Source organism: Streptomyces sp. NPDC051173 (assembly GCF_040689515.1).
GTDB lineage: Bacteria > Actinomycetota > Actinomycetes > Streptomycetales > Streptomycetaceae > Streptomyces.
On the sequence record NZ_JBFBBD010000044.1, the window covers coordinates 1 to 22,135 of the forward strand.

17 protein-coding genes are annotated in these 22,135 nt (G+C 73.9%); 13 read left to right on the forward strand and 4 right to left on the reverse strand.

All coding sequences use genetic code 11. The features are described 5' to 3' along the window. The 4 genes from AB0435_RS22095 to AB0435_RS22110 all read left to right on the forward strand — a co-directional run. Window positions 1–603: flavodoxin-dependent (E)-4-hydroxy-3-methylbut-2-enyl-diphosphate synthase (locus AB0435_RS22095; protein WP_366427762.1), on the forward strand; the 603-nt coding region annotated here is incomplete at its 5' end. 176 nt (window positions 604–779) lie between these two features. Beyond that, window positions 780–1,625: a GNAT family N-acetyltransferase gene (locus AB0435_RS22100; protein ID WP_366004959.1), complete on the forward strand. Its 846-nt coding sequence runs from the start codon at window positions 780–782 to the stop codon at window positions 1,623–1,625. 101 nt (window positions 1,626–1,726) lie between these two features. Next, complete coding sequence (locus AB0435_RS22105) at window positions 1,727–2,260, forward strand: GNAT family N-acetyltransferase (protein ID WP_366004960.1); 534 nt, start codon at window positions 1,727–1,729, stop codon at window positions 2,258–2,260. A 79-nt stretch (window positions 2,261–2,339) separates the two neighbouring features. Beyond that, window positions 2,340–4,034 (forward strand): proline--tRNA ligase, encoded by a 1,695-nt coding sequence (locus AB0435_RS22110; protein ID WP_366004961.1) that lies wholly within the window; start codon window positions 2,340–2,342, stop codon window positions 4,032–4,034. 165 nt (window positions 4,035–4,199) lie between these two features. On the opposite strand, the gene AB0435_RS22115 is transcribed toward AB0435_RS22110, so the two are convergent. From AB0435_RS22115 to AB0435_RS22125, 3 genes are read right to left on the reverse strand one after another with little or no spacing between them, the layout of a single operon-like run. Further along, complete coding sequence (locus AB0435_RS22115) at window positions 4,200–5,129, reverse strand: aminoglycoside phosphotransferase family protein (protein WP_366427763.1); 930 nt, start codon at window positions 5,127–5,129, stop codon at window positions 4,200–4,202. 29 nt (window positions 5,130–5,158) lie between these two features. Further along, the gene (locus AB0435_RS22120; protein ID WP_366004963.1) at window positions 5,159–5,632 is read right to left on the reverse strand and encodes a ferritin-like domain-containing protein; all 474 of its coding nucleotides are present in this window, start codon (window positions 5,630–5,632) and stop codon (window positions 5,159–5,161) included. After that, on the reverse strand, window positions 5,629–6,147 hold the full coding sequence (locus tag AB0435_RS22125) for a hypothetical protein (protein WP_366004964.1): 519 nt from the start codon (window positions 6,145–6,147) through the stop codon (window positions 5,629–5,631). Before AB0435_RS22125 ends, AB0435_RS22120 begins: the two co-directional genes overlap by 4 nt. Before the next feature lie 182 nt (window positions 6,148–6,329). On the opposite strand from AB0435_RS22125, the gene rimP reads away from it, so the two are divergent. The 9 genes from rimP to AB0435_RS22170 all read left to right on the forward strand — a co-directional run bounded on the left by rimP (window position 6,330) and on the right by AB0435_RS22170 (window position 18,692). Then, the gene (gene rimP, locus AB0435_RS22130; RefSeq protein WP_366004965.1) at window positions 6,330–6,863 is read left to right on the forward strand and encodes a ribosome maturation factor RimP; all 534 of its coding nucleotides are present in this window, start codon (window positions 6,330–6,332) and stop codon (window positions 6,861–6,863) included. Window positions 6,864–6,865: 2 nt separating this feature from the next. Further along, window positions 6,866–7,855, forward strand: coding sequence for a transcription termination factor NusA (gene nusA, locus AB0435_RS22135; RefSeq protein WP_366427764.1), 990 nt, complete (start codon window positions 6,866–6,868; stop codon window positions 7,853–7,855). A 154-nt stretch (window positions 7,856–8,009) separates the two neighbouring features. Next, window positions 8,010–8,288: a YlxR family protein gene (locus AB0435_RS22140; RefSeq protein ID WP_366004967.1), complete on the forward strand. Its 279-nt coding sequence runs from the start codon at window positions 8,010–8,012 to the stop codon at window positions 8,286–8,288. 173 nt (window positions 8,289–8,461) lie between these two features. Next, window positions 8,462–11,536, forward strand: a complete 3,075-nt coding sequence (infB, locus tag AB0435_RS22145) for a translation initiation factor IF-2 (protein WP_366427765.1) — start codon at window positions 8,462–8,464, stop codon at window positions 11,534–11,536. A 184-nt stretch (window positions 11,537–11,720) separates the two neighbouring features. After that, window positions 11,721–12,014, forward strand: coding sequence for a DUF503 domain-containing protein (locus tag AB0435_RS22150; protein WP_366427766.1), 294 nt, complete (start codon window positions 11,721–11,723; stop codon window positions 12,012–12,014). Between the two features lie 31 nt (window positions 12,015–12,045). Next, entirely contained in the window at window positions 12,046–12,525 is a 480-nt protein-coding gene (rbfA, locus tag AB0435_RS22155; protein ID WP_366004970.1) for a 30S ribosome-binding factor RbfA, read from the forward strand. After that, on the forward strand, window positions 12,522–13,427 hold the full coding sequence (truB, locus tag AB0435_RS22160; protein ID WP_366427767.1) for a tRNA pseudouridine(55) synthase TruB: 906 nt from the start codon (window positions 12,522–12,524) through the stop codon (window positions 13,425–13,427). The genes rbfA and truB overlap by 4 nt, the downstream gene beginning before the upstream one ends. Before the next feature lie 257 nt (window positions 13,428–13,684). Next, the gene (locus tag AB0435_RS22165; RefSeq protein WP_366427768.1) at window positions 13,685–17,674 is read left to right on the forward strand and encodes a serine protease; all 3,990 of its coding nucleotides are present in this window, start codon (window positions 13,685–13,687) and stop codon (window positions 17,672–17,674) included. A 52-nt stretch (window positions 17,675–17,726) separates the two neighbouring features. Next, window positions 17,727–18,692, forward strand: a complete 966-nt coding sequence (locus tag AB0435_RS22170) for a bifunctional riboflavin kinase/FAD synthetase (protein ID WP_366004973.1) — start codon at window positions 17,727–17,729, stop codon at window positions 18,690–18,692. 68 nt (window positions 18,693–18,760) lie between these two features. Here the strand turns inward: AB0435_RS22170 and AB0435_RS22175 are convergent, their stop codons facing one another. After that, window positions 18,761–21,919 (reverse strand): SCO5717 family growth-regulating ATPase, encoded by a 3,159-nt coding sequence (locus AB0435_RS22175; RefSeq protein ID WP_366427769.1) that lies wholly within the window; start codon window positions 21,917–21,919, stop codon window positions 18,761–18,763. Between the last annotated feature and the right edge of the window lie 216 nt (window positions 21,920–22,135).

Consider the following 22,135-nt stretch of genomic DNA (forward strand, 5'->3'; position numbering starts at 1 on the left):
ATCAAGATCTCGGTCAAGCACAACGACCCGGTCGTCATGGTCAACGCCTACCGGCAGCTGGCCGCCCAGTGCGACTACCCCCTCCACCTCGGCGTCACCGAGGCGGGCCCCGCCTTCCAGGGCACCATCAAGTCCGCCGTGGCCTTCGGCGCCCTGCTCTCCGAGGGCATCGGCGACACCATCCGCGTCTCCCTCTCCGCCCCGCCGGCCGAGGAGATCAAGGTCGGCATGCAGATCCTGGAGTCGCTCGGCCTGCGCCAGCGCCGCCTGGAGATCGTCTCCTGCCCGTCCTGCGGCCGCGCCCAGGTCGACGTCTACAAGCTCGCCGAAGAGGTGACCGCCGGCCTGGAGGGCATGGAGGTCCCGCTGCGCGTCGCCGTCATGGGCTGCGTCGTCAACGGCCCCGGCGAGGCCCGCGAGGCAGACCTCGGCGTCGCCTCCGGCAACGGCAAGGGCCAGATCTTCGTCAAGGGCGAGGTCATCAAGACCGTCCCCGAGTCCAAGATCGTGGAGACCCTCATCGAGGAAGCCCTCAAGATCGCCGAGCAGATGCGCCAGGACGGCGTCGCCTCCGGCGAGCCCGAGATCAGCGTCAGCGGCTGAGCCCGTCCCGCCGTCGTCACCCCTGTGCCCCGCTCCCCGGAGCGGGGCACAGCGCGTCCCGGGCGGTCCTCGAACGGCAGAGGGCGGGCAGGGGAGGTGTACGGGGTACCAGAGAGGTACAGTTCCAAGACCTGTTCCCATGGCCTCCGGCCCGCGACGGTGAGGCATTCCGACACGTGTTGACGACGACCACCACCAAGGTCCTGGAGCCCGGCGAACTGGACGACGCGCTCGCCGTCCTCGACCGCGATCCCGTCGCCAACGCCTTCGTCACCGCCCGTGTCCAGGTCGCCGGGCTCGACCCCTGGCGGCTCGGCGGCGAGATGTGGGGCTGGTACGCGGGCGGCCGTCTCGAATCCCTCTGCTACGCCGGGGCCAACCTCGTCCCCGTCTGCGCGGGACCCGAGGCCGTGCGGGCCTTCGCCGAACGCGCCCGCCGCGCCGGCCGCCGCTGCTCCTCCATCGTCGGCCCCGCCGACGCCACCGCCGAGCTGTGGTCGCTCCTCGAAGCCCATTGGGGCCCGGCCCGCGAGGTCCGCGCCCACCAGCCGCTGATGCAGACCCGGTCCATGCCCGCGGACATCGCCGCCGACCCGCTCGTCCGCCGCATCCGCAAGGACGAGATGGACGTGATCATGCCCGCGTGCGTGGCCATGTTCACCGAGGAGGTCGGGATCTCGCCGATGGCGGGCGACGGCGGGCTGCTCTACCAGGCGCGCGTCGCCGAGCTCGTCGGCTCGGGGCGCTCCTTCGCCCGGATCGAGAACGGCCGGGTCGTCTTCAAGGCGGAGATCGGCGCCGCCACCACCCGCGCCTGCCAGATCCAGGGCGTCTGGGTCGCTCCCGAACACCGCGGCCGCGGCCTGTCCGAGACCGGGATGGCGGCGGTGCTCAGGTACGCGCTGACCGAGGTGTCGCCCGTGGTCAGCCTCTACGTCAACGACTACAACACCGCGGCCCGGGCCGCGTACCGGCGCGTGGGCTTCGAGGAAGTCGGCGCGTTCATGAGCGTCCTGTTCTGACCGCTCCGGCCGCCGCGCGGTGCGCGGAGTGACGCACGGGACCAGCCGGAACCCGGCCCCGATCCGGCCGCCCCGCCCGGCGGGGGAGGTAGCCTCCCGACATGGATGACATCGCGGTCGGCCCGCTCGACCTCGCCGCGCGCGTCGACGACGCGCTGGGCGTACAGGCGCTGGCCTTCGGGCTCACCGAGGAAGAGGTCGGCGTACGGCGCCACATCGTGCTCCGGCACCTCGGCTGTCCCGGCGCCCGCGCCCTCGGGGCGACGACGGCGGACGGGCGGCTCGTCGGCTTCGTCTACGGCATGCCGAACAGCCGCGGTCACTGGTGGTCCAGCGTCGTCGAACCGTATCTGCGGAACACCGGCTCCGACGGCTGGCTCGACGACGCCTTCGTCATCACCGAGCTGCACGTCCACCCGGACTACCAGAAGCGCGGCATCGGGCGCGCCCTCATCACCGCCATCACCGCGACCGCGGCCGAGCCCCGCAGCATCCTCTCCGCCATCGACACCGAGAGCCCCGCCCGCGCCCTCTACCGCAGCCTCGGCTACCGCGACCTCGCGCGGCAGGTCGTCTTCCCGAGCGCCCCGAGCCCCTACGTGGTGATGGGGGCGCCCCTGCCCCTGCTGGGCTGAGCGCGCGAAAACCCGTTGCCGCGCCGTCGCCGCCTGCGGCTAACCTCCTGCCAGTCCACTACGCACGCAGGAGACCACGATGGCCCACGTCCAGCGCATGTCCACGACGATGCTGAAGACACTGCGCGACGATCCGGCCGACGCGGAGACCGCCAGCCACAAGCTGCTGGTCCGCGCCGGTTACGTCCGCCGCACCTCCGCGGGGGTCTGGACGTGGCTGCCGCTCGGCAAGAAGGTGCTGGACAACGTCTCCCGGGTGGTCCGGGAGGAGATGGACGCCATCGGCGGCCAGGAGGTCCTGCTGCCGGCGCTGCTGCCCAAGGAGCCCTACGAGGCGAGCGGGCGCTGGGCGGAGTACGGCGACCTGCTCTTCCGGCTGAAGGACCGCAAGGGCGCCGACTATCTCCTCGGCCCCACCCACGAGGAGATCTTCACGCTCACGGTCAAGGACCAGTGCACGTCCTACAAGGACCTGCCGGTGATCCTCTATCAGATCCAGACGAAGTACCGCGACGAGGCACGGCCCCGCTCGGGTGTGCTGCGCGGCCGCGAGTTCCAGATGAAGGACTCGTACTCCTTCGACACCACCGACGAGGGCCTCGCCGAGGCCTACCGCCTGCACCGCGAGGCGTACCTCCGGATCTTCACCCGGCTCGGCCTGGACCACCGCGTGGTCTCCGCCGTCTCGGGCGCCATGGGCGGCTCGGCGTCGGAGGAGTTCCTCGCCCCGGCCGCGGCCGGCGAGGACACCTTCGTGGACTGCCCGCAGTGCGACTACTCCGCCAACACCGAGGCGGTGACCGTACGGATCGAGGCCGGCGCCGAGGCCGGGCACGGTCCCGTCGAGGAGCTGGACACCCCGGACACCCCCACCATCGAGGCCCTCGCCGACCACCTCGGCGTGCCCGCCTCGGCCACCCTCAAGAACCTCCTCGTCAAGATCGACGGTGAGATCACCGCCATCGGCGTGCCCGGCGACCGCGAGGTGGACCTCGGCAAGCTGGGCGAGCACCTGGCGCCCGCCGTCGTGGAGTTGGTGACGGCCGAGGACTTCGCGGACCGGCCCGACCTCGTACGCGGCTACGTCGGCCCGCAGGGACTGACGGTGCCTTATATCGCCGACCCACGCGTGGCACCCGGCACGGCGTGGATCACCGGGGCCAACAAGCCGGACACGCACGCGCGGAACGTGGTCTGCGGACGGGACTTCAAGGTCGACCGGTACCTCGACGTCGTCGTGGTCCGCGAGGGCGACCCCTGCCCCCGGTGCGGCGCGGGCCTGGGGATCGGCCGGGCGATCGAGATCGGCCACATCTTCCAGCTCGGCAGGAAGTACGCCGACACCTTCGGCCTCGACGTCCTAGGACAGCAGGGCAAGCCGGTCCGGGTCACCATGGGCTCGTACGGCATCGGCGTCTCCCGCGCGGTGGCCGCCCTCGCCGAACAGACCCACGACGAGGCGGGCCTGTGCTGGCCGCGCGAGATCGCCCCCGCCGACGTCCACGTGGTCGCGGCGGGCAAGGCGGCGCAGACGGAACTGGCGTCGTCCCTGGCCGCCCAGTTGGGCGAGGCCGGGGTGCGCGTCCTGCTGGACGATCGCGCCGGGGTGTCCCCGGGCGTCAAGTTCACGGACGCGGAACTGATCGGAGTGCCGACGATTCTGGTGGTCGGTCGGGGTGCGGCTGACGGTGTGGTCGAGCTCAGGGACCGGCGGACGGGGGCTCGCGAGGAACTGCCGGTGGCGGAGGCGGTGGCGCGTCTGACGTCGGCCTGAGTTTGCCCCAGCCCCGCCCCTCGATTTCAGCCCGTCCGGCGATTGAGGACAGGGGGTCTGGGGGCTTGCCCCCAGTTTCGGGAAGGGGCGGGGTAGGGGAACAAGCCCGCCGCAGGCGCGAACCGGCCCGCAGCCAGGAGCCGGGGCGCCGGCCCAGCGGCACCGCTAAAGCAACCCCCCGAACTCCAGCAGCAGTTCACCCCGCCCCCGGCGCCCGGAAGAAAGCTCGGCCAGTCCGGAGGACACAGCGCGGAAGACCGCCCACCCCCGCACCCGCTCCGCCGACACGTCCAGCGAATCCGAGAGCTTCGACACCCGCCGCCGCGCGGCAGCCGCCGAGCCCGGCGCCGCCAGCAGCGTGTCGACGCGGTCGCCGACCAGCCACGCCAGGTCGTACGCCCGCTCGCCCACCAGCGGCCGCGGGCCGACGGCCAGCCACGGCGACCGGTCGCCGGCCAGCACGTTGCCCTGGTGGAACTCCCCGTGCAGCAGCACCGGTTCCTCCGCGGAGTCCGCCGTGAGCGCGTCCCGGAGCTCCAGTGCCTCGTCGGCGAGGGCCCGCGCGTCGGCAGCCCAGGGCTGCTCCCGGTGCTCCCGAAGACCCGCGGCGAGGGCCGCCGTGTGCTCGGCGACGCCGCCGAACGGATGGTCGTCGCCCGGCGGCACCCACAGCCGCTGGAGCACCGCCGCGGCCTCCAGCTGCGCCTTCGGCTCCGCGAGCGAGCGCAGGCTGATGTCACCGTGCAGCCGTTCCAGCAGGAGCGCCCCGCCGTCGGGGTCCGCCCGCAGCGGCCGCACCGCGTGCCGGCCGTCCCACCGGGTGAGTGCCGCGTGCTCCAGCGCCGCCGTGCCGTCGGGCGGGGTCAGTTTGAGGGCCGCGGGCGTGCCGTCGGGCTGCCGGACGAGGAGGACCAGGCTGGTGCGCCCGCCCGGCTCCTGTACCCGTTCGAGTGTCAATTCCCAGCGCCGCAGCCACTCCTGGGCGGTCCCGGGCAGCGCGGCCAGCCAGCGGCGGGCGGGGCTCTCCGGGGGGTCGAGGCTCAGGGTCCGCACCAGCCGCTCCGGCGGTTCGAGGCGGTTGTTCGCGTGGGTCATCCCTGGGCTGTCCTTTTCGTCTTCGCTGGTCAGGCACGGTCCGGCGAACCGCTGGGGGAGGCCCGCTCGACGAGCCCAGGGAAGGCTACGCTGCCCCCGCGCCAGCGCACCGCCCGCACCGCCGAGTCCCGCAGCGCGGTCGCCGCGTCCCGGCGGAGGGCGCCCGTGGCGTCCCGTACGAGGTCGGCGTAGACGTCCGCGACCCGGCTCTCCAGCTCCGCGCCCAGCCGCACCGCGGCCGCCGCGTCGGGCACCGCGAACGGCAGCGCGTACCCCGCGGCCGCCGCCTCGGGCGTGCCGCCCAGGTCCCGTACGGCCCGGTCCATCGCGTCGCGCCGCACGCGGTGCGCGTCGTACGCCTCGCGGGCCAGCGCGGCGTGCGGCTCGTCGGCGCGCGCGCCGACCACTCCGTAGCCGTACACCGCTGCGTGTTCCGCGGCGAGGGCGGCCTGGGCCGCGTCCAGGGTCCGGGTCCGCGGGGTGGCGGACGGTGACCGCGTCATGAGTCCTCTCCGAGCAGGAAGATGTGACCGGCGCCCGCCGCCGCGACGGACGCGAGGAGCCGGGCGAGCTCGGGCGGCGCGCCGACGAGCGCGGCCGTACGGGCGTCCATGGCGCGGTGCTCGGCCTCGGCGAGGGCGGCCAGGGCCTTCTTCCCGTCCCCGGGGACGCCCGGGGGAGGTGAAGCGGAGGCGGAGGCCGAGGGCGAGGCGGACGCGGAGGTTCCGAACGCCTCGGCGTGCCGGGCGACTTCGGCCCGCAGCGGCCGCAGCCGGGGGGCGAGCGCGTCGTGCGCGCCGATGGTCGCGTCGTAGCGTGCCAGCAGTTCCGCCGAGTCCCGGCCTGCGGCGGCCCGCAGCCGGTTCGCCGCGGACGTCCGCTCGCCGCCGCCCCCGGCGCCGTCCGAGCAGCCGGTCAGCAGGGCCGAGGCGCCACCGGTCAGCAGGGCCGCGCCGCCCGCCAGTACCCCGCGTCTGCGCGGGCCGGCAGTGCCCCGCGTCGTCGTCGTGAGCGCCACGAGCCCCTACTTTCCGTGTGTCCGCCAGGTCCTGCCATGATCACCGCCCGCGAGCGTACCCGCGCGCGGGCGCGAGGCCGGGGGAGCGGGGACCGAATCGTCAGTCGGCTGCCGGAACAGATAGGCTTTGACCTGACACGCGACTTTCCCACAACAGCACACGCGGCCGAGGAGTCACCCGGATGAGCACCACCCAGAGCGAGAGGCTGCGCGAGCTGCTGGCCCCTCTCGTCAGCGCGCGAGAGCTGGATCTGGAAGAGGTCGAGGTGACCACCGCGGGCAAGCGCCGCGTGCTGCGCGTCGTGGTGGATTCCGACGCGGGCGTCGAGCTGGACGAGTGCGCCGACCTCAGCCGCGCGGCCTCCGAGAAGCTCGACGAGACGGACGCCATGGGCGGGACCCCGTACGTCCTGGAGGTCACCTCTCCCGGCGCGGACCGTCCCCTGACCGAGCACCGTCACTACGTGCGTGCCACCGGCCGCCTGATGAAGGCGCAGCTGACGGAGGGCGGCGAGCTCGTCGCCCGTATCGTCGCGGTGGACGACGAGGGCCTGGACCTGGAGGTTCCCGGGGTGAAGGGCCGCAAGCCCACCACCCGGCGGATCACCTTCGGTGAGATCGCCAAGGCCCGCGTCGAGATCGAGTTCAACCGCAAGTCAGACGACAAGGCCGCCAAGGCCGCAGACGAAACCGACGAGAGCCAAGAGGAGGCGTAGCCGTGGACATCGACATGAGTGCCCTGCGGGGTCTGGTGCGAGAGAAGGAGATCTCCTTCGACCTGTTGGTCGAGGCGATCGAGTCGGCCCTCCTCATCGCGTACCACCGCACCGAGGGAAGCCGCCGCCGCGCCCGCGTGGAGCTGGACCGGTCCACCGGCCATGTGATGGTCTGGGCCAAGGAGGACCCGCAGGACCTGGAGGAGGGCGAGGAGCCCCGCGAGTTCGACGACACCCCGTCCGGCTTCGGCCGGATCGCCGCGACCACCGCCAAGCAGGTCATCCTCCAGCGTCTGCGCGATGCCGAGGACGAGATCACTTTCGGTGAGTTCGCGGGCCGTGAGGGCGACGTCGTCGCGGGCGTCGTCCAGCAGGGCAAGGACCCGAAGAACGTCCTGGTCGACATCGGCAAGCTGGAGGCCATCCTGCCGGTGCAGGAGCAGGTCCCCGGCGAGGAGTACAAGCACGGCACCCGCCTGCGGACGTACGTCGTCCGAGTGGCGAAGGGTGTCCGCGGCCCGTCCGTGACGCTCTCGCGCACCCACCCCAGCCTGGTGAAGAAGCTCTTCGCCATGGAGGTGCCGGAGATCGCCGACGGTTCGGTGGAGATCGCGGCCATCGCCCGCGAGGCCGGCCACCGCACCAAGATCGCGGTGCGCTCGACCCGCTCCGGGCTGAACGCCAAGGGTGCCTGCATCGGCCCGATGGGCGGCCGCGTCCGCGCGGTCATGGCCGAGCTGCACGGCGAGAAGATCGACATCGTCGACTGGTCGGACGACCCGGCCGAGCTCGTGGCCCACGCGCTGTCCCCCGCACGGGTGAGCAAGGTCGAGGTCGTGGACCTCGGCGCGCGCTCCGCCCGGGTGACCGTGCCGGACTACCAGCTGTCGCTCGCCATCGGCAAGGAGGGGCAGAACGCCCGCCTCGCCGCCCGCCTCACCGGCTGGCGCATCGACATCCGCCCGGACACGGAGCAGTCCGACCAGGACTGATCCTTGTGAGGCCGGCGCCCCTGGCGCCGGCCGATGGACTTCGGGGCCCCGCGGTGGGGCCTCGGCAGACGGCCGCGCAGGGTGGCCGAAACGTATTCGTGCCCGATCACGGCCCCCCAGGGGCGAGGTCGGCGCGGGGAGGTAGACTTAATCAGTGTCTGGCCGGACGCATGCCCGCGCATGCCCTGAGCGAACCTGTGTGGGATGCCGGGAGCGAGCGGCCAAGGGCGATCTGCTGCGGATCGTGATGATCGAGGGCGCTTGCGTCCCCGACCCTCGCGGTACGCTGCCCGGCCGGGGTGCCTCCGTGCACCCCACACTGGTCTGTCTCGACCTGGCGGTCCGCCGCAGGGCGTTCCCCCGGGCCTTCAAGGCCCAGGGCCCGCTCGACGTGACGGAACTGCGCCGGCACATCGAGCGGATCGATGAGTAAGGGCAGCACCGGCAGGCAACACCGTAAGAAGAACGGCACGGGAAACCGTGCGGTCAGGTACCTCGCGAGTTGGAAGTAGGTCGAGATTGCGATGAGCACTCGATGAGTACGCGATGAGTACGCCCATGAAGTAGCGACGGTCCGGTGGACACCCCGGACCTAGAAGGAGCGAAGTGGCTAAGGTCCGGGTATACGAACTCGCCAAGGAGTTCGGAGTAGAGAGCAAGGTCGTCATGGCCAAGCTCCAAGAACTTGGTGAATTCGTCCGTTCGGCGTCCTCGACGATCGAGGCGCCGGTCGTCCGCAAGTTGACTGACGCATTGCAGGGTCCTGGCGGCAACGCCAAGTCCTCTGCGAAGCCCGCGGCGCCGCGCAAGGCTGCGCCCGCGAAGCCGGGTGCCCCCACTCCGGGCGCCCCCCGTCCCGCTGCCCCGGCTCCCAAGCCGGCCGCGGAGACCCCCTCTCCCAAGCCCGCAGGCGCGGCGCCGACCCCTGGTCCGCGCCCCGGCCCGAAGCCCGCTCCGGCGGCTCCGGCCAAGCCTGCCCCTGTCACCCCGGTCCCGGCCGCGGAGTTCTCCGCCCCGGCCCCGGCGCAGCAGGCGCCGTCCCAGCAGGCCCCGTCCGGTCCGCGCCCCGGCGCCACCCCCGGCCCGCGTCCGGCTCGTCCGGCGCCCGCCGGTCGTGACGGCGGTCAGCGTGACGGCGGTCGTCCCGAGCGCGCCCCGCGCCCCGGCGGCCAGGGTGCCCCGCGTCCCGGTGGCGCCCGTCCGGCCGGTCCCCGTCCGGGCAACAACCCCTTCACCTCCGGTGGCTCCACCGGCATGGCCCGCCCGCAGGCCCCCCGTCCCGGTGGCGCCCCGCGTCCCGGCGGCGAGCGGCCCGGTCCGGGTGCCCCGCGTCCGCAGGGCGGCCCCGGCGGCGCCCCGCGTCCGCAGGGTCAGGGCGGTGCCCGTCCGACCCCGGGCGGCATGCCCCGTCCGCAGGGCGGCCCCGGCGGCGCTCCGCGTCCCGGTGGCGCTCCTGCGGGCAACCGTCCGAACCCCGGCATGATGCCGCAGCGTCCGGCCGCGGGTCCGCGTCCGGGCCCCGGCGGCGGCGGTCGCGGTCCCGGCGCCGGTGCCGGTCGTCCCGGCGGTGCCGGTCGTCCGGGTGGCGGCGGCTTCGCCGGCCGTCCGGCCGGTCCCGGTGGCGGCGGTCGTCCCGGTGGCGGCGGCGGCTTCGCCGGTCGTCCCGGTGGCGGTGGCCCCGGCGGCGGTGGCGGCGGCTTCGGCGGTCGTCCCGGCTTCGGTGGCCGTCCCGGCGGCCCGGGTGCCCGTGGCGGCACGCAGGGTGCCTTCGGCCGTCCCGGCGGTCCGGCGCGTCGTGGCCGTAAGTCGAAGCGGCAGAGGCGCCAGGAGTACGAGGCCATGCAGGCCCCGTCCGTCGGCGGCGTGATGCTGCCGCGCGGTGGCGGCGAGACCATTCGCCTGTCCCGCGGTGCCTCCCTCACCGACTTCGCGGAGAAGATCGGCGCCAACCCGGCGTCGCTCGTCGCCGTGATGATGAACCTCGGCGAGATGGTCACGGCCACGCAGTCGGTCTCCGACGAGACGCTGCAGCTCCTCGGCGGCGAGATGAACTACACCGTTCAGATCGTCAGCCCCGAGGAGGAGGACCGCGAGCTGCTCGAGTCGTTCTCCATCGAGTTCGGTGAGGACGAGGGCGGCGAGGAGATGCTCGTCTCCCGTCCGCCGGTCGTGACCGTCATGGGTCACGTCGACCACGGTAAGACCCGACTGCTGGACGCCATCCGCAAGACGAACGTCGTCGCGGGCGAGGCCGGCGGTATCACGCAGCACATCGGTGCGTACCAGGTCGCCACCGAGGTCAACGGCGAAGAGCGCGCGATCACCTTCATCGACACCCCGGGTCACGAGGCGTTCACCGCCATGCGTGCCCGTGGTGCGAAGTCCACCGACATCGCGATCCTCGTGGTGGCGGCGAACGACGGTGTGATGCCGCAGACGATCGAGGCGCTGAACCACGCCAAGGCGGCCGACGTGCCGATCGTGGTCGCGGTCAACAAGATCGACGTCGAGGGTGCCGACCCGACCAAGGTGCGCGGTCAGCTCACCGAGTTCGGTCTGGTGGCCGAGGAGTACGGCGGCGACACCATGTTCGTCGACATCTCCGCCAAGCAGGGTCTGAACATCGACAGCCTGCTGGAGGCCGTGGTCCTCACCGCGGACGCCTCGCTCGACCTGCGCGCCAACGCGGAGCAGGACGCGCAGGGTATCGCCATCGAGGCCCACCTCGACCGTGGCCGCGGCGCCGTGGCCACCGTGCTCGTCCAGCGCGGTACCCTCCGCGTCGGTGACACGATGGTCGCCGGTGACGCCTACGGCCGTGTCCGCGCGATGCTCGACGACAAGGGCCAGAACGTCGAGGAAGCGGGTCCGTCGACCCCCGTCCTCGTCCTCGGTCTGACCAACGTCCCGGGCGCCGGCGACAACTTCCTCGTCGTCGACGAGGACCGTACGGCTCGCCAGATCGCCGAGAAGCGCGCCGCGCGTGAGCGCAACGCCGCCTTCGCCAAGCGCACCCGCCGGGTGTCCCTCGAGGACCTCGACAAGGTGCTCAAGGCCGGTCTGGTGCAGGACCTCAACATCATCATCAAGGGCGACGCGTCCGGTTCGGTGGAGGCTCTCGAGTCCTCGCTGCTCCAGCTCGATGTCGGCGAAGAGGTCGAGATCCGGATCCTGCACCGCGGTGTCGGTGCGGTCACCGAGTCCGACATCAACCTGGCGACCGGCTCCGACGCCATCGTCATCGGCTTCAACGTCCGCGCCGAGGGCCGTGCCACGCAGATGGCCGAGCGCGAGGGCGTCGACGTCCGTTACTACTCGGTCATCTACCAGGCGATCGAGGAGATCGAGGCGGCCCTGAAGGGCATGCTGAAGCCGGAGTACGAAGAGGTCGAGCTGGGTACGGCGGAGATCCGCGAGATCTTCCGCTCGTCCAAGCTGGGCAACATCGCGGGTGTTCTCATCCGCTCCGGCGAGGTCAAGCGCAACACCAAGGCGCGACTCATCCGCGACGGCAAGGTCATCGCGGAGGAGCTCAACATCGTCGGTCTGCGTCGTTTCAAGGACGACGTCACCGAGATCCGCGAGGGCTTCGAGGGCGGTATCAACCTCGGAAACTTCAACGACATCAAGATCGACGACGTCATCGCGACGTACGAGATGCGCGAGAAGCCGCGCGGCTGATACGCGTTGCAACTGCCGCGCGCGGCCCGTCCACCGGAAGCGGTGGCCGGGCGGCGCGCGGGACGGGGCCGGTCGGCGGGAGAATATTTCCGTCGATCGGCCCCGGCCGTTGCATGTACGGTTCTAGGAGCTCGTACACACCAGCTGGACCTCACGCCTCCCGGGTGGGCCTCACCCGTCACGCATGTATGTAGGGACTCTGTCCTTCGACCTCCTCCTCGGCGATGTCCGGTCGCTGAAGGAGAAGCGCTCCGTCGTCCGCCCGATCGTCGCCGAGCTGGCCCGCAAGTTCGCGGTCAGTGTGGCGGAGGTCGGTGATCATGACCTCCACCGCAGGGCCCGGATAGGGCTCGCGGTGGTCTCCGGGGACACGGGGCACCTCACGGATGTACTGGACCGCTGCGAGCGGCTTGTCGCCGGGCGGCCGGAGGTGGAACTGCTGTCGGTCAGACGGCGGATCCACGGCGACGACGACTGATGACTGAACCGAAGAAGAAAGAAGTAGGCGCATGACCGACAACGCGCGGGCGCGCAAGCTGGCCGACCGTATCCGGGAGATTGTCGCGGAGACGCTCCAGCGCCGGATCAAGGACCCGCGGCTCGGCTATGTGACCATCACGGACACCCGGGTCACGGGCGATCTGCAGCAGGCGACCGTGTTCTACACGGTCTACGGCGACGACGAGGAGCGCGCCGCGTCCGCGGCCGCCCTGGAGAGCGCCAAGGGCATCCTGCGCTCCACCGTGGGCCGGGAGACCGGGGTGCGCTTCACCCCGACCCTGACCTTCGTGGCGGACGCCCTGCCCGACAACGCCCGGACGATCGACGACCTGCTCGCCAAGGCCAAGGCCAAGGACGCGGAGGTCCGTGAGGTCTCCTCGGGCAAGAAGTACGCGGGCGAGGCGGACCCGTACCGCAAGCCGGGCGAGGACGCAGAGGACGTCGAGAAGGCAGAGACCGCCGAGAACACGGACGCGGCGTCCGAATGAAGCAGAAGGCACCGGCTCCGCCGGACGGTCTGATCATTGTCGACAAGCCGGCCGGCTTCACCTCGCACGACGTGGTCGCCAAGATGCGCGGCATCGCGCGGACGCGGCGCGTCGGCCACGCGGGGACGCTCGACCCGATGGCGACGGGCGTGCTCGTCCTCGGCATCGAGCGGGCGACCAAGCTGCTCGGTCATCTCGCGCTGACCGAGAAGGAGTACGTCGCGACGATCCGCCTCGGGCAGAACACCGTGACGGACGACGCGGAGGGCGAGATCACCTCGTCCGCCGACGCCTCCGGGGTCACCCGCGAGGCGATCGACGCGGGCGTGGCCAAGCTGACGGGCGCCATCATGCAGGTCCCGTCGAAGGTCAGCGCGATCAAGATAGACGGCAAGCGGTCCTACGCCCGGGCCCGCGAGGGCGAGGACTTCGAGATCCCCGCCCGCCCGGTGACGGTCTCCTCCTTCGCGGTGCACGCCGTGCACCCGGCCGAGGCGGAGGACGGCACCCCGGTGCAGGACCTGCTGGTCTCCGTCGTGTGCTCCTCCGGCACCTACGTCCGTGCCCTCGCCCGTGACCTGGGCGCGGACACGGGCGTCGGCGGCCACCTGACGGCGCTGCGGCGCACCAGGGTCGGCCCGTACGGGCTGGGCGAGGCCCGGACGCTGGAGCAGATCCAGGAGGAGCTGGGCGTCATGCCGGTCGCCGAGGCGGCTGCCGCGGCCTTCCAGCGCTGGGACGTCAACGAGGAGCAGGCGCGCCTGCTCGGCAACGGCGTGCGGCTCAAGATGCCGCTCTTCGAGGGCACCGGCCCGGTCGCGGTCTTCGGGCCGGACGGCCGCTTCCTGGTCCTGGTCGAGAACCAGGGCGGCAAGGCGAAGAGCCTGGCCGTCTTCGGCTGAGGCCGGCCGACGGCCTGACACCGGCGCCGGGGCCTCGGCTTCGGCATGATCGTGGGACGGGGCGCGTCCGTACGCGCCCCGTCCCACGATGCCCTTCTCTCCGCTCCCCATCCGCTCCATGCGGAGGATTCACCCCATTGGGCAGGCGCTCGGAGTGAACGGAGGGGGTGGAAGGGGGCGCGTTCCGGGTGCGATCTGTCCTGCCGATCATCCGCTCCCTACCGTCGACGTAAGTGCACGGCGGGGAGGTTCGACGGATGAACGGTCGGCGGACCGATGCGGACGAGTACCTGGTGCGCATCAGAGACCTCGCCGGGCGACCGCGCGGCACGGGGTTCCTCGCGGACGACCGCGGCACGATGATCACCAGCCACGAGGCGGTCGACGGGCTCGCCCGGCTCGTCCTCCTCGCGCCGGGTGACCGCACCTGCCTGGTCGGCGCGGACGCCGTGACCCAGCTGCCCGGCTGCGACCTCGCGCTCGTACGGACCGAGGGCCTCGGCGTGCGGCCACTGCCCGTCGCCGCGGCCGACTGGATCGAGGACGGCACGGAGGTGCGGCTGCGCGCGGGCCGCTGGCAGACCGCGCGGATCGTCGGCGAGGCGCTGGTGACGTACACCGCCACCGACCGCTTCCACCTGCTGGACGCGGCCGTCGAGCTGTCCCTCGGCGAGCGCGACGGCCTGCGCCTCGGCGAGGAGGCCACCGGCGGCCCCGTCATCGACGCCCGTACGGGAACGGTGGCCGCCGTCCTCGGTACCGCGCTGCACGCCGAGCGCCGGTCGGGCGGATTCGCGATCCCGCTCCGGGCCGCCGCCGGTGCCACCCCGGACGGGCCCCTGGCGGCCCTCCTGGAGCGCAACGCCGCCACCATCCCGGCGTTCGGCCCCGACCTCAATCTCGCCGGTGCCCTCCAGCTCACGGCCACCTCCCTCGGGCAGGTCACCACCGCGCGCGCCTGGCGCGATCCCGTCCCGAGGCCGGAGACCGCCAGGGAGTTCGAGCGCTTCCTGGCGTGCCCGCGCCCCCCGTTCACCGACGCGGACGACGGGCCGGATCCCGCAGGCGCAGACGTCCCTGAAGCCGGCCTGCCCTGCGGCGGCGACGCGGCCGAGCCCGCGGCCCCGCCCGACGACCGGCAAGCCGGCACCGAGGCGGACGCCGGGGCCGGGCCGGAAGCGGAACCGGAGACCCGCCCGCCGCTGGGGCCCCTGGTCCTGGGGCTCGTCGGCGGGCCGGGCACCGGCCGTACGACCGAGCTCGGCGCGCTCGCCTCCCGGCGGGCCCTCGGCTCGGAGCCCGCGCCCACGATCTGGATCCGCGGCGCCGACCTGCGCGACGGCGACGAGAGCGTGCGAGACGCCGTCGCGCGCGCCCTGGAGGCGGCCGCGCGGATCGTCACCGCCTCGGCGGGCACGGCCGGCACGGTCGGGGACCCCGCCGAGGCCACCCCGGAAGCCGTCGCCGCGCTCGCGCACCGCGTGGGACGCCCCCTGCTGATCGTCCTCGACGGGCCCGAGGAGCTCCCCCCGGTCCTCGCCCACGGACTGCCCGCCTGGACGGCCGCCACCGCGGAGTGGCTGGGGGAGGTGTCGGCCCGGATCATCGTCGCCTGCCGCCCCGAGCACTGGGAGACGGCGGGCGCCCTCTTCCCGCCGTCCGCCCTCCACGTGCCGGACGACGCCCCCGCCCCCCGGGGCCTGCCGCCATGTGTCCGCCTCACCGACCTCACCCCCCGGCAGGCCGCCGAGGCCCGGGCCGTCTACGGCGTCCCCGAGGAGGCCATCCAGCAGGCGGACGCCGCCCACCCGCTGGCCCTCCGGCTGCTCGCGGAGGTCCGCGCCGCCCTCCCGGACGCGGCCGTCTCCGGGGAGGACGAGGGAGCCCGGCCGCCCGACCGCTGGGACGTCTTCTCCGCCTATCTGGACCTGACCTGCCTGCGCATCGCCGTACGGCTCTCCGCCGACCGCAGGCCACCGCTGCGCGGCACGACGGTGCGCCGGCTCGCCGCCCGGGTCGCCGGGCAGGTGCACGAGGCGGCCCGGCGCTGTCTCGGGCCCGGCCAGGGGGAGCTGGAGCGCGAGGCGTTCGAGGAGCTCTTCCCCTGGCGCAACGGCTGGGCCTCCGCCGTGCTCACCGAAGGCCTCCTCGTCCCCGCGGGCAGCGGCTACCGCTTCGCGCACGAGGAGTTCGCCGACTGGCTCCAGGGCGCGCACCTGGACCTCGACACGGCCCTGCACGCGCTGGTCCACCGCTGGTACGAGCACGAGAGCGCGGGCCTGGAGGCGGAGGAGAGGCTTCCGTCCCGGCCGGGCACCGGGGCCGCCCCCGAGGGCCACGTGCCGCCGCCCCCCGGCTCCAAGCGGCCGCCCCGTACCGGCGCGGGCCGCCGCCGCACCAAGCGCGGCGCGGCCGAGCAGGAGAAACCCAAGCCGCTGCCCGTGCCCCGGCACCGTATCGGCCCCGTGCTCCAGTCGCTGCTCCTGCTCGCCCGGCGCTCCGGCCCCGCCGCCCTGGCCGAGCGCCTCTGCGCCCTGGTCCACGCCGTGGAGGCGCTCTCCCCGGCCGGGCGCTCCGCCCTCGGGCGGACCGCCGCCGCCACCGACGCACCGGCCCCGGCCCTCCCCGACCCCGCCTGGTGGGCCGCGCACCTGCTCGGCGAGACGCTGCTCCGCGTCCCCGACGCCGCCCCCTACCTCGGCGCGCTGCGGCTGCTCGCCGAGCGGATCACCGCCCGTGCCGTCGACCTCGGTGGCTTCGACAGCGACGCGAGCCGGGCGCTGGGCGGGCTCGCCGAGTTCGGGCCCTGGTTCTGGCTCCGGCTGCCGCTCGGCCTCGCCGACCGCCTCGACCTGCTGCGCCTGCTGCTCCCCGCCGACGGCCCGCCGCCCGGCGCCGCCGCCCAGGTCCACTCGCAGCTCGCGCCGCACCAGGGCGCCCACGCGCCCCAGAGCGACCGCTTCCTGCCGGCCGTCGCCACCGTCCTCGCCGAGGACCCCTGCGCGGCACAGACCCTCATCTGCCGCTGGTTCACCGACGAGCGCCCCCTCCAGGCCGCGCCCTACCCCGACAGCGCCCGCCTCACCGTCTCCACCGCAGCGCAGGTGCTGCTCCACACCCACCGCCACCGCGCCGTCGACGACCTCGCCGAGGCCCTGGTGGAGGCCGGGCACCCGCGTGCCGACGAGCTCCTCAACGCCCTCGCCGAGGACGAGCCGTCCGCGCTCTGCCGGGCCGTCGACCGCTGGGCCCACGACGACCGCCTGGAGCGGCACGTGGCCGCCGCCGCGTACGCCCTGCGGACCGCGCCCCACGTCACCATCGACGCCGACCGCGAGCTGCTGCGCTACTCCGCGCTCGCCCTCCTCGCCCGCCCCGCCGAGGGCGCCCTGCACGGCACCGCGCTCGCCCTCCTCGTCCGGGACACCGAGACCCGCGCGAAATACCTCCCGCAGGCCGTCGTCCGCTTCGCCGCAGGCGATCCGCACCTGCCCGCCGAGGCCCTCGCGGCCGCCCTGACCACCCACCCCGAGCCCGTATTCGCGATCTTCCGGGCACGGCTGTACGAGCCGGGCGACGGCCCGGCCCTGGTGCTGCGCGCCCTCGCCGGGGTCACCGCCCCGGCCCTGGCCCGCCGGGCCGCCGCGCTCGTCCAGGAGCACATCGAGCACCGTCCCGAAGGCGCCGACCACGCCGCGGCCTTCGTCGACCGGCGGCTGGAGGAGGGCCCCGCCGCCAGGTCCGTGCTCTTCCCGCTGGTCGTGCACCTGCTGAGCAGCCGCCCCGCACAGGTGCGCCGGGCCCTCGCCCCCGTCCTGGCTGCCCCCGGCACCTCGCTGTCCCGTCCCCTGCGCCAGGAGCTGCTGGAGGTGCTGCTGGAGCGCGAGCAGTACGGCCCGTACGAGCGCGACGTCACCGTCCTCGACGCCCTGCTGCGGGCCGTGGCCGCGGGCGCCGCAGAGCGCACCGAGGCGCGCACGCGCGACCTCGTGCACCGCACCGGCCTGCTGATGGCGCGCACCGCGGAGGGGGCGGCCTGCTTCGACCGGCGGCTGACGCAGCTGGCCCGCGAGATCCCGGTCTTCGGTGAACAGGTGCGCCGCTGGCTGAAGTCCGCGCCCGCGCAGTGGGCCGTGGTGGTGGGGCCGCGGGCGCGGATCAGGCTCACCGCCGGGGCCGAGGCGGGCGGGGCGAGCGCCGGTGGACCGGCCGATGCGGACCGCCGCGAGCCAGCATGGCACTCTTAGTCCTGCGTATATCGACAGACAACAGTTCGGGTTCGGGCGAGGAGCGGGCACAGTGCAGCGCTGGCGTGGCTTGGAGGACATCCCCCAGGACTGGGGGCGCAGCGTCGTCACCATCGGCTCGTACGACGGGGTGCACCGGGGGCACCAGCTGCTCATCGGGCGCGCGGTGGAGCGGGCGCGGTCGCTCGGCGTCCCCGCCGTCGTGGTGACCTTCGACCCGCACCCCAGCGAGGTCGTGCGGCCGGGCAGCCACCCGCCGCTGCTGGCCCCGCACCACCGGCGCGCGGAGCTGATGGCGGAGCTGGGCGTGGACGCGGTGCTGATCCTGCCGTTCACGGCGGAGTTCTCCAAGCTCTCGCCCGCGGACTTCGTGGTCAAGGTGCTGGTCGACAAGCTGCACGCCAAGCTCGTCGTGGAGGGCCCCAACTTCCGCTTCGGCCACCGGGCGGCGGGCGATGTCGGCCTGCTCCAGGAGCTGGGTGTCACCTACGACTACGACGTCGAGGTCATGGACCTCTATGTGACCGGTGAGGCGGGCGACGGACTGCCGTTCTCGTCCACGCTGACCCGGCGGCTGGTCGCCGAGGGCGACGTCGCGGGCGCGATGGAGATCCTCGGCCGCCCGCACCGCGTCGAGGGCGTCGTCGTCCACGGCGCGCAGCGCGGCCGCGAACTCGGCTACCCCACCGCCAACGTCGAGACCCTCCCGCACACCGCGATCCCGGCGGACGGCGTCTACGCCGGCTGGCTGACCGTCGGCGGCGAGGCGATGCCCGCGGCCATCTCCGTCGGCACGAACGTGCAGTTCGACGCGACCGAGCGGACGGTCGAGGCGTACGCCATCGACCGCACCGACCTGGATCTCTACGGCCTGCACGTGGCCGTGGACTTCCTCGCCTACCTGCGCGGCATGGAGAAGTTCGACTCCATCGAGGCGCTGCTCCAGTGCATGGCCGGCGATGTGAAGCGGGCGCGTGACCTGGTGGCGGCGCACGACGCCGCGCACGTCACGGCGTGACCCGCTGAGGAGTTGACGGAAGGGCCCCGGGCGGCATCCGCCCGGGGCCCTTCCGTTCCGTCATCCGCTCAGGTCTGCTGCGGCGGGTACTGCTGGGGGTAGCCGTAGCCGCCACCGGGCTGCGGCTGACCGCCCGCCGGCGGGTACGGGCCGCCCGGCTGCGGCTGGCCGTACGGGTACGGCTGCTGCGGATACGGCTGGGCCTGCGGCTGTCCGCCCGCGTACGGGTCGTACGGCTGCTGGTACGGGCCCGGGGCGCCCGGCGGGACGTACGCGCCCGGCACCGGCGGCGCCTGGTGCGCGGGCGGGTTCTCCCCGGTCCAGAGCCCGTGCTGCTGCTGGGCCCGCGTGAAGTCCTCCGCGACGAGGGCGGAGAGGTGGAAGTACGCCTCGCGCGTCTTCGGCCGCATCATCTCCAGGTCGACCTCGGCACCCGCCGCCAGGTGCTCGTCGAAGGGCACGACCACGACACCGCGGCACCGCGTCTCGAAGTGGGAGACGATGTCCTCCACCTTGATCATCTTGCCGGTCTCCCGGACCCCCGAGATCACCGTGACGCTGCGCGAGACGAGGTCGGCGTAGCCGTGCGCGTGCAGCCAGTCCAGCGTGGTGCTGGCGCTGCTGGCGCCGTCGACGGACGGCGTGGAGACGACGATCAGCTGGTCCGCGAGGTCGAGGACGCCGCGCATCGCGCTGTAGAGCAGGCCGGTGCCCGAGTCGGTGAGGATGATCGGGTACTGCTTGCCCAGCAGGTCTATCGCCCGCCGGTAGTCCTCGTCGTTGAAGGTCGTCGAGACCGCCGGGTCCACGTCGTTGGCGATGATCTCCAGGCCGGACGGCGCCTGCGAGGTGTAGCGCCGGATGTCCATGTAGCTGTTCAGGCTCGGGATCGCCTGGACGAGGTCGCGGATCGTCGCCCCCGTCTCCCGGCGCACGCGGCGGCCGAGCGTGCCCGCGTCGGGGTTGGCGTCGATCGCCAGGATCTTGTCCTGCCGCTCGCTCGCCAGCGTCGCCCCGAGCGCGGTGGTGGTCGTCGTCTTGCCGACGCCGCCCTTGAGGCTGATCACGGCGATGCGGTAGCAGGACAGCACGGGGGTGCGGATCAGCTCCAGCCTGCGCTGCCGCTCCGCCTCCTCCTTCTTGCCGCCGAACTTGAACCGGCTGGTGCTCGGCTGCTTCTTCGGCTTCGGCTTGTTGCGCAGCAGCCGCTCCGACGACAGCTCCATGGACGCCGTGAACCCCAGCGGGGCCCCGTGCACGGACCGCTGCCGCTGCTCGGGCGTCACGGTCGGCCACCCGCCGGACCGCGGGTCCACGGGGACGCCGGGCTGCGACTGGGGCTGTGGTTGCGGCTGTTGCTGCTGCTCGGCGAGCGGCGGAAGGGCGCCGTTGTCCGGCGTGACGGCGGGCGGCAGCGCGTAACCGCCGGGCTGCACGCCCGGCTGCGCCTGCGGTGCCTGCTCGCCGGGCGCGCCCTGCGGCTGCGGCGCGGGAACCTCGGCGGAATCGTCCGCGGCGACGGGTGCCTGAGGCGGCGTCACGGGGGAGGCGGGCGGGGCGTACGGGGCGTACGGGGAGGGCTTGGGCATGGGCTGGGGCGCGTCCGCCGCAGGGTACGCCTCGGGCCGGGGGTGGGAGTTCTGAGGGTTGTACGCGCCCGGGGTGTACTGCGCGTAGAGGTCGGGCTGTCCAACTCCCGCGTGCGGAGCGGGTGTCGGGGCGTACGGCGAGGGTGTCGGGGCCGCGTCGGGCCGCGGGTAGCCGTAACCGCCCTGCGGCGCGCCCGTCGGCTGCGCGTACGGCGACTGGGGCGCCGCCGCCTGGCCGGGGTAGCCGTAGCCGTCTCGCGGCGCGTCGGCCGGCGCGGGCGGGGGAGTGGGCGCCGCGGGGGCGACGTCGGGACGCGACGGCAGGGCCGGCGCGGGTGCGGGCGTCGGGGCGGCCGGGGGAGCCTCTGGGGCCGGGACGGCGGGCTGGAAGTCCGGGGGCAGCGGCGGCAGCGCGCCTTGAGGCGGCGACGGCGGCGCCCACGGCTCAGGGGCCGGTGCGGCAGGAGCCGGTGCCGGTGCCGCAAGGGCCGGTGCCTCGTGAACGGATGCCTCGGGGGCCGGTGTCGCAGGAGCGGGCGCCGCAGGGGCCGATGCCTTGTAAACGGACGCCTCGGGAGCCGGTGCCTCAGGGGCCGGCGTCTCGGTCGGCGTCTCGGCGGTCGGCTCCGTGACGCCCTCCGGCGGCGTCACGGCGGAGAACCGCATGGTCCCCTCGCTCCGGACATCCGGCTCCTGCGTACGTCCCGCGACCTCGTCGCGCAGAGCGGCCGCGGAGAAGCGCATGGTGCCGTCGGCGCGGGGAGCGTCGACGGGAGGTTGCGGCTCCTCGGCCCGGTTGTCCGGGGCTTCTTCCCGCGGGGCGACGGCGGAGAACCGCACGGTTCCCTCGCTGCGCACGTCACCCTCGCGAGCGCCGCTGCCGGTTTCGCCCTGCGGTACGCCGGGGGAGAAGCGCATGGTCCCTTCGCCGCGCACGTCGCCGTCGGCCTCGGAGGCGTCCGCTCCGAACGGAAGCGGGTCGGCGTCGGCGGTGTCCGCCGCGCCGTTGTCGTCGGGCGTGGCCGCGGTGGCCGCGGCGGCCAGGGGGAAGTCCTCACCGTGTTCGGCGGGCGCCTCGGCCGCGGGTGCTTCGCCGTCGGCAAGCGCTTCGGCCGCGTCAGGAGCCTCGGCCGGCGAAGGCGCCGTACCGTCCGCCACCGGTGCCACGGCCGCCTCCGCCCCGAACGGCAGCTCGTCCGCGGAACCGTCGCCCTGCGCGGCGGCGGGCGGGAACCCCTCCGCCGCGCCGGTGCCGAAGGGCGAGCCGTCCGTCGTCGGAGCCCCCTCGTCCGGGGTCGCGGCGGCGGCCGGCTGCGGCGGCCACACGGGCGGCAGACCAGGCGGAGCCGACGGCGGAAGCGGCGGAGCCAGCGGTTCACCCGAAGGCGGGGGCGGGGCCGTCCGGCCCCGCCCCCGCGGGGCCGTCCGGCCCGCGTCACCCTCGCCGACAGCCGGGCCACCGGCCGGGCCGGCCGCACCAGTGGCCTGTGACACCGCGTTCTGCGTGTACCAAGCCGGTGGTGTGTAGTCGATCGTGAACTCACCCGTGTGGTCGGGTTCGTTCTCGTGGCCCGCGTCGGACCGGTCCTCGCCGGCTGTGGTCCCGCCCGCGCGGAGCTCGTCCCGATCGCTGCTCACATTGCCTCCTGCTGATGTGGTCTGACGCCCATGTGCTGCCTGTCGGGCCCGACCGTTCCCGTCGTCCGACCGCCCGGGGTTCCCCCTGTTCCGACGGGAGGAGTCCGGTGCGCGGTTCTCCCGTACGTACACCCGTCAAGACTAATCGTCATACGCGTCGCGACGGCAGGCCCGTCCCCACCTCGTCAACGGCCCCTGTGGCAACCGGCCCCGGCC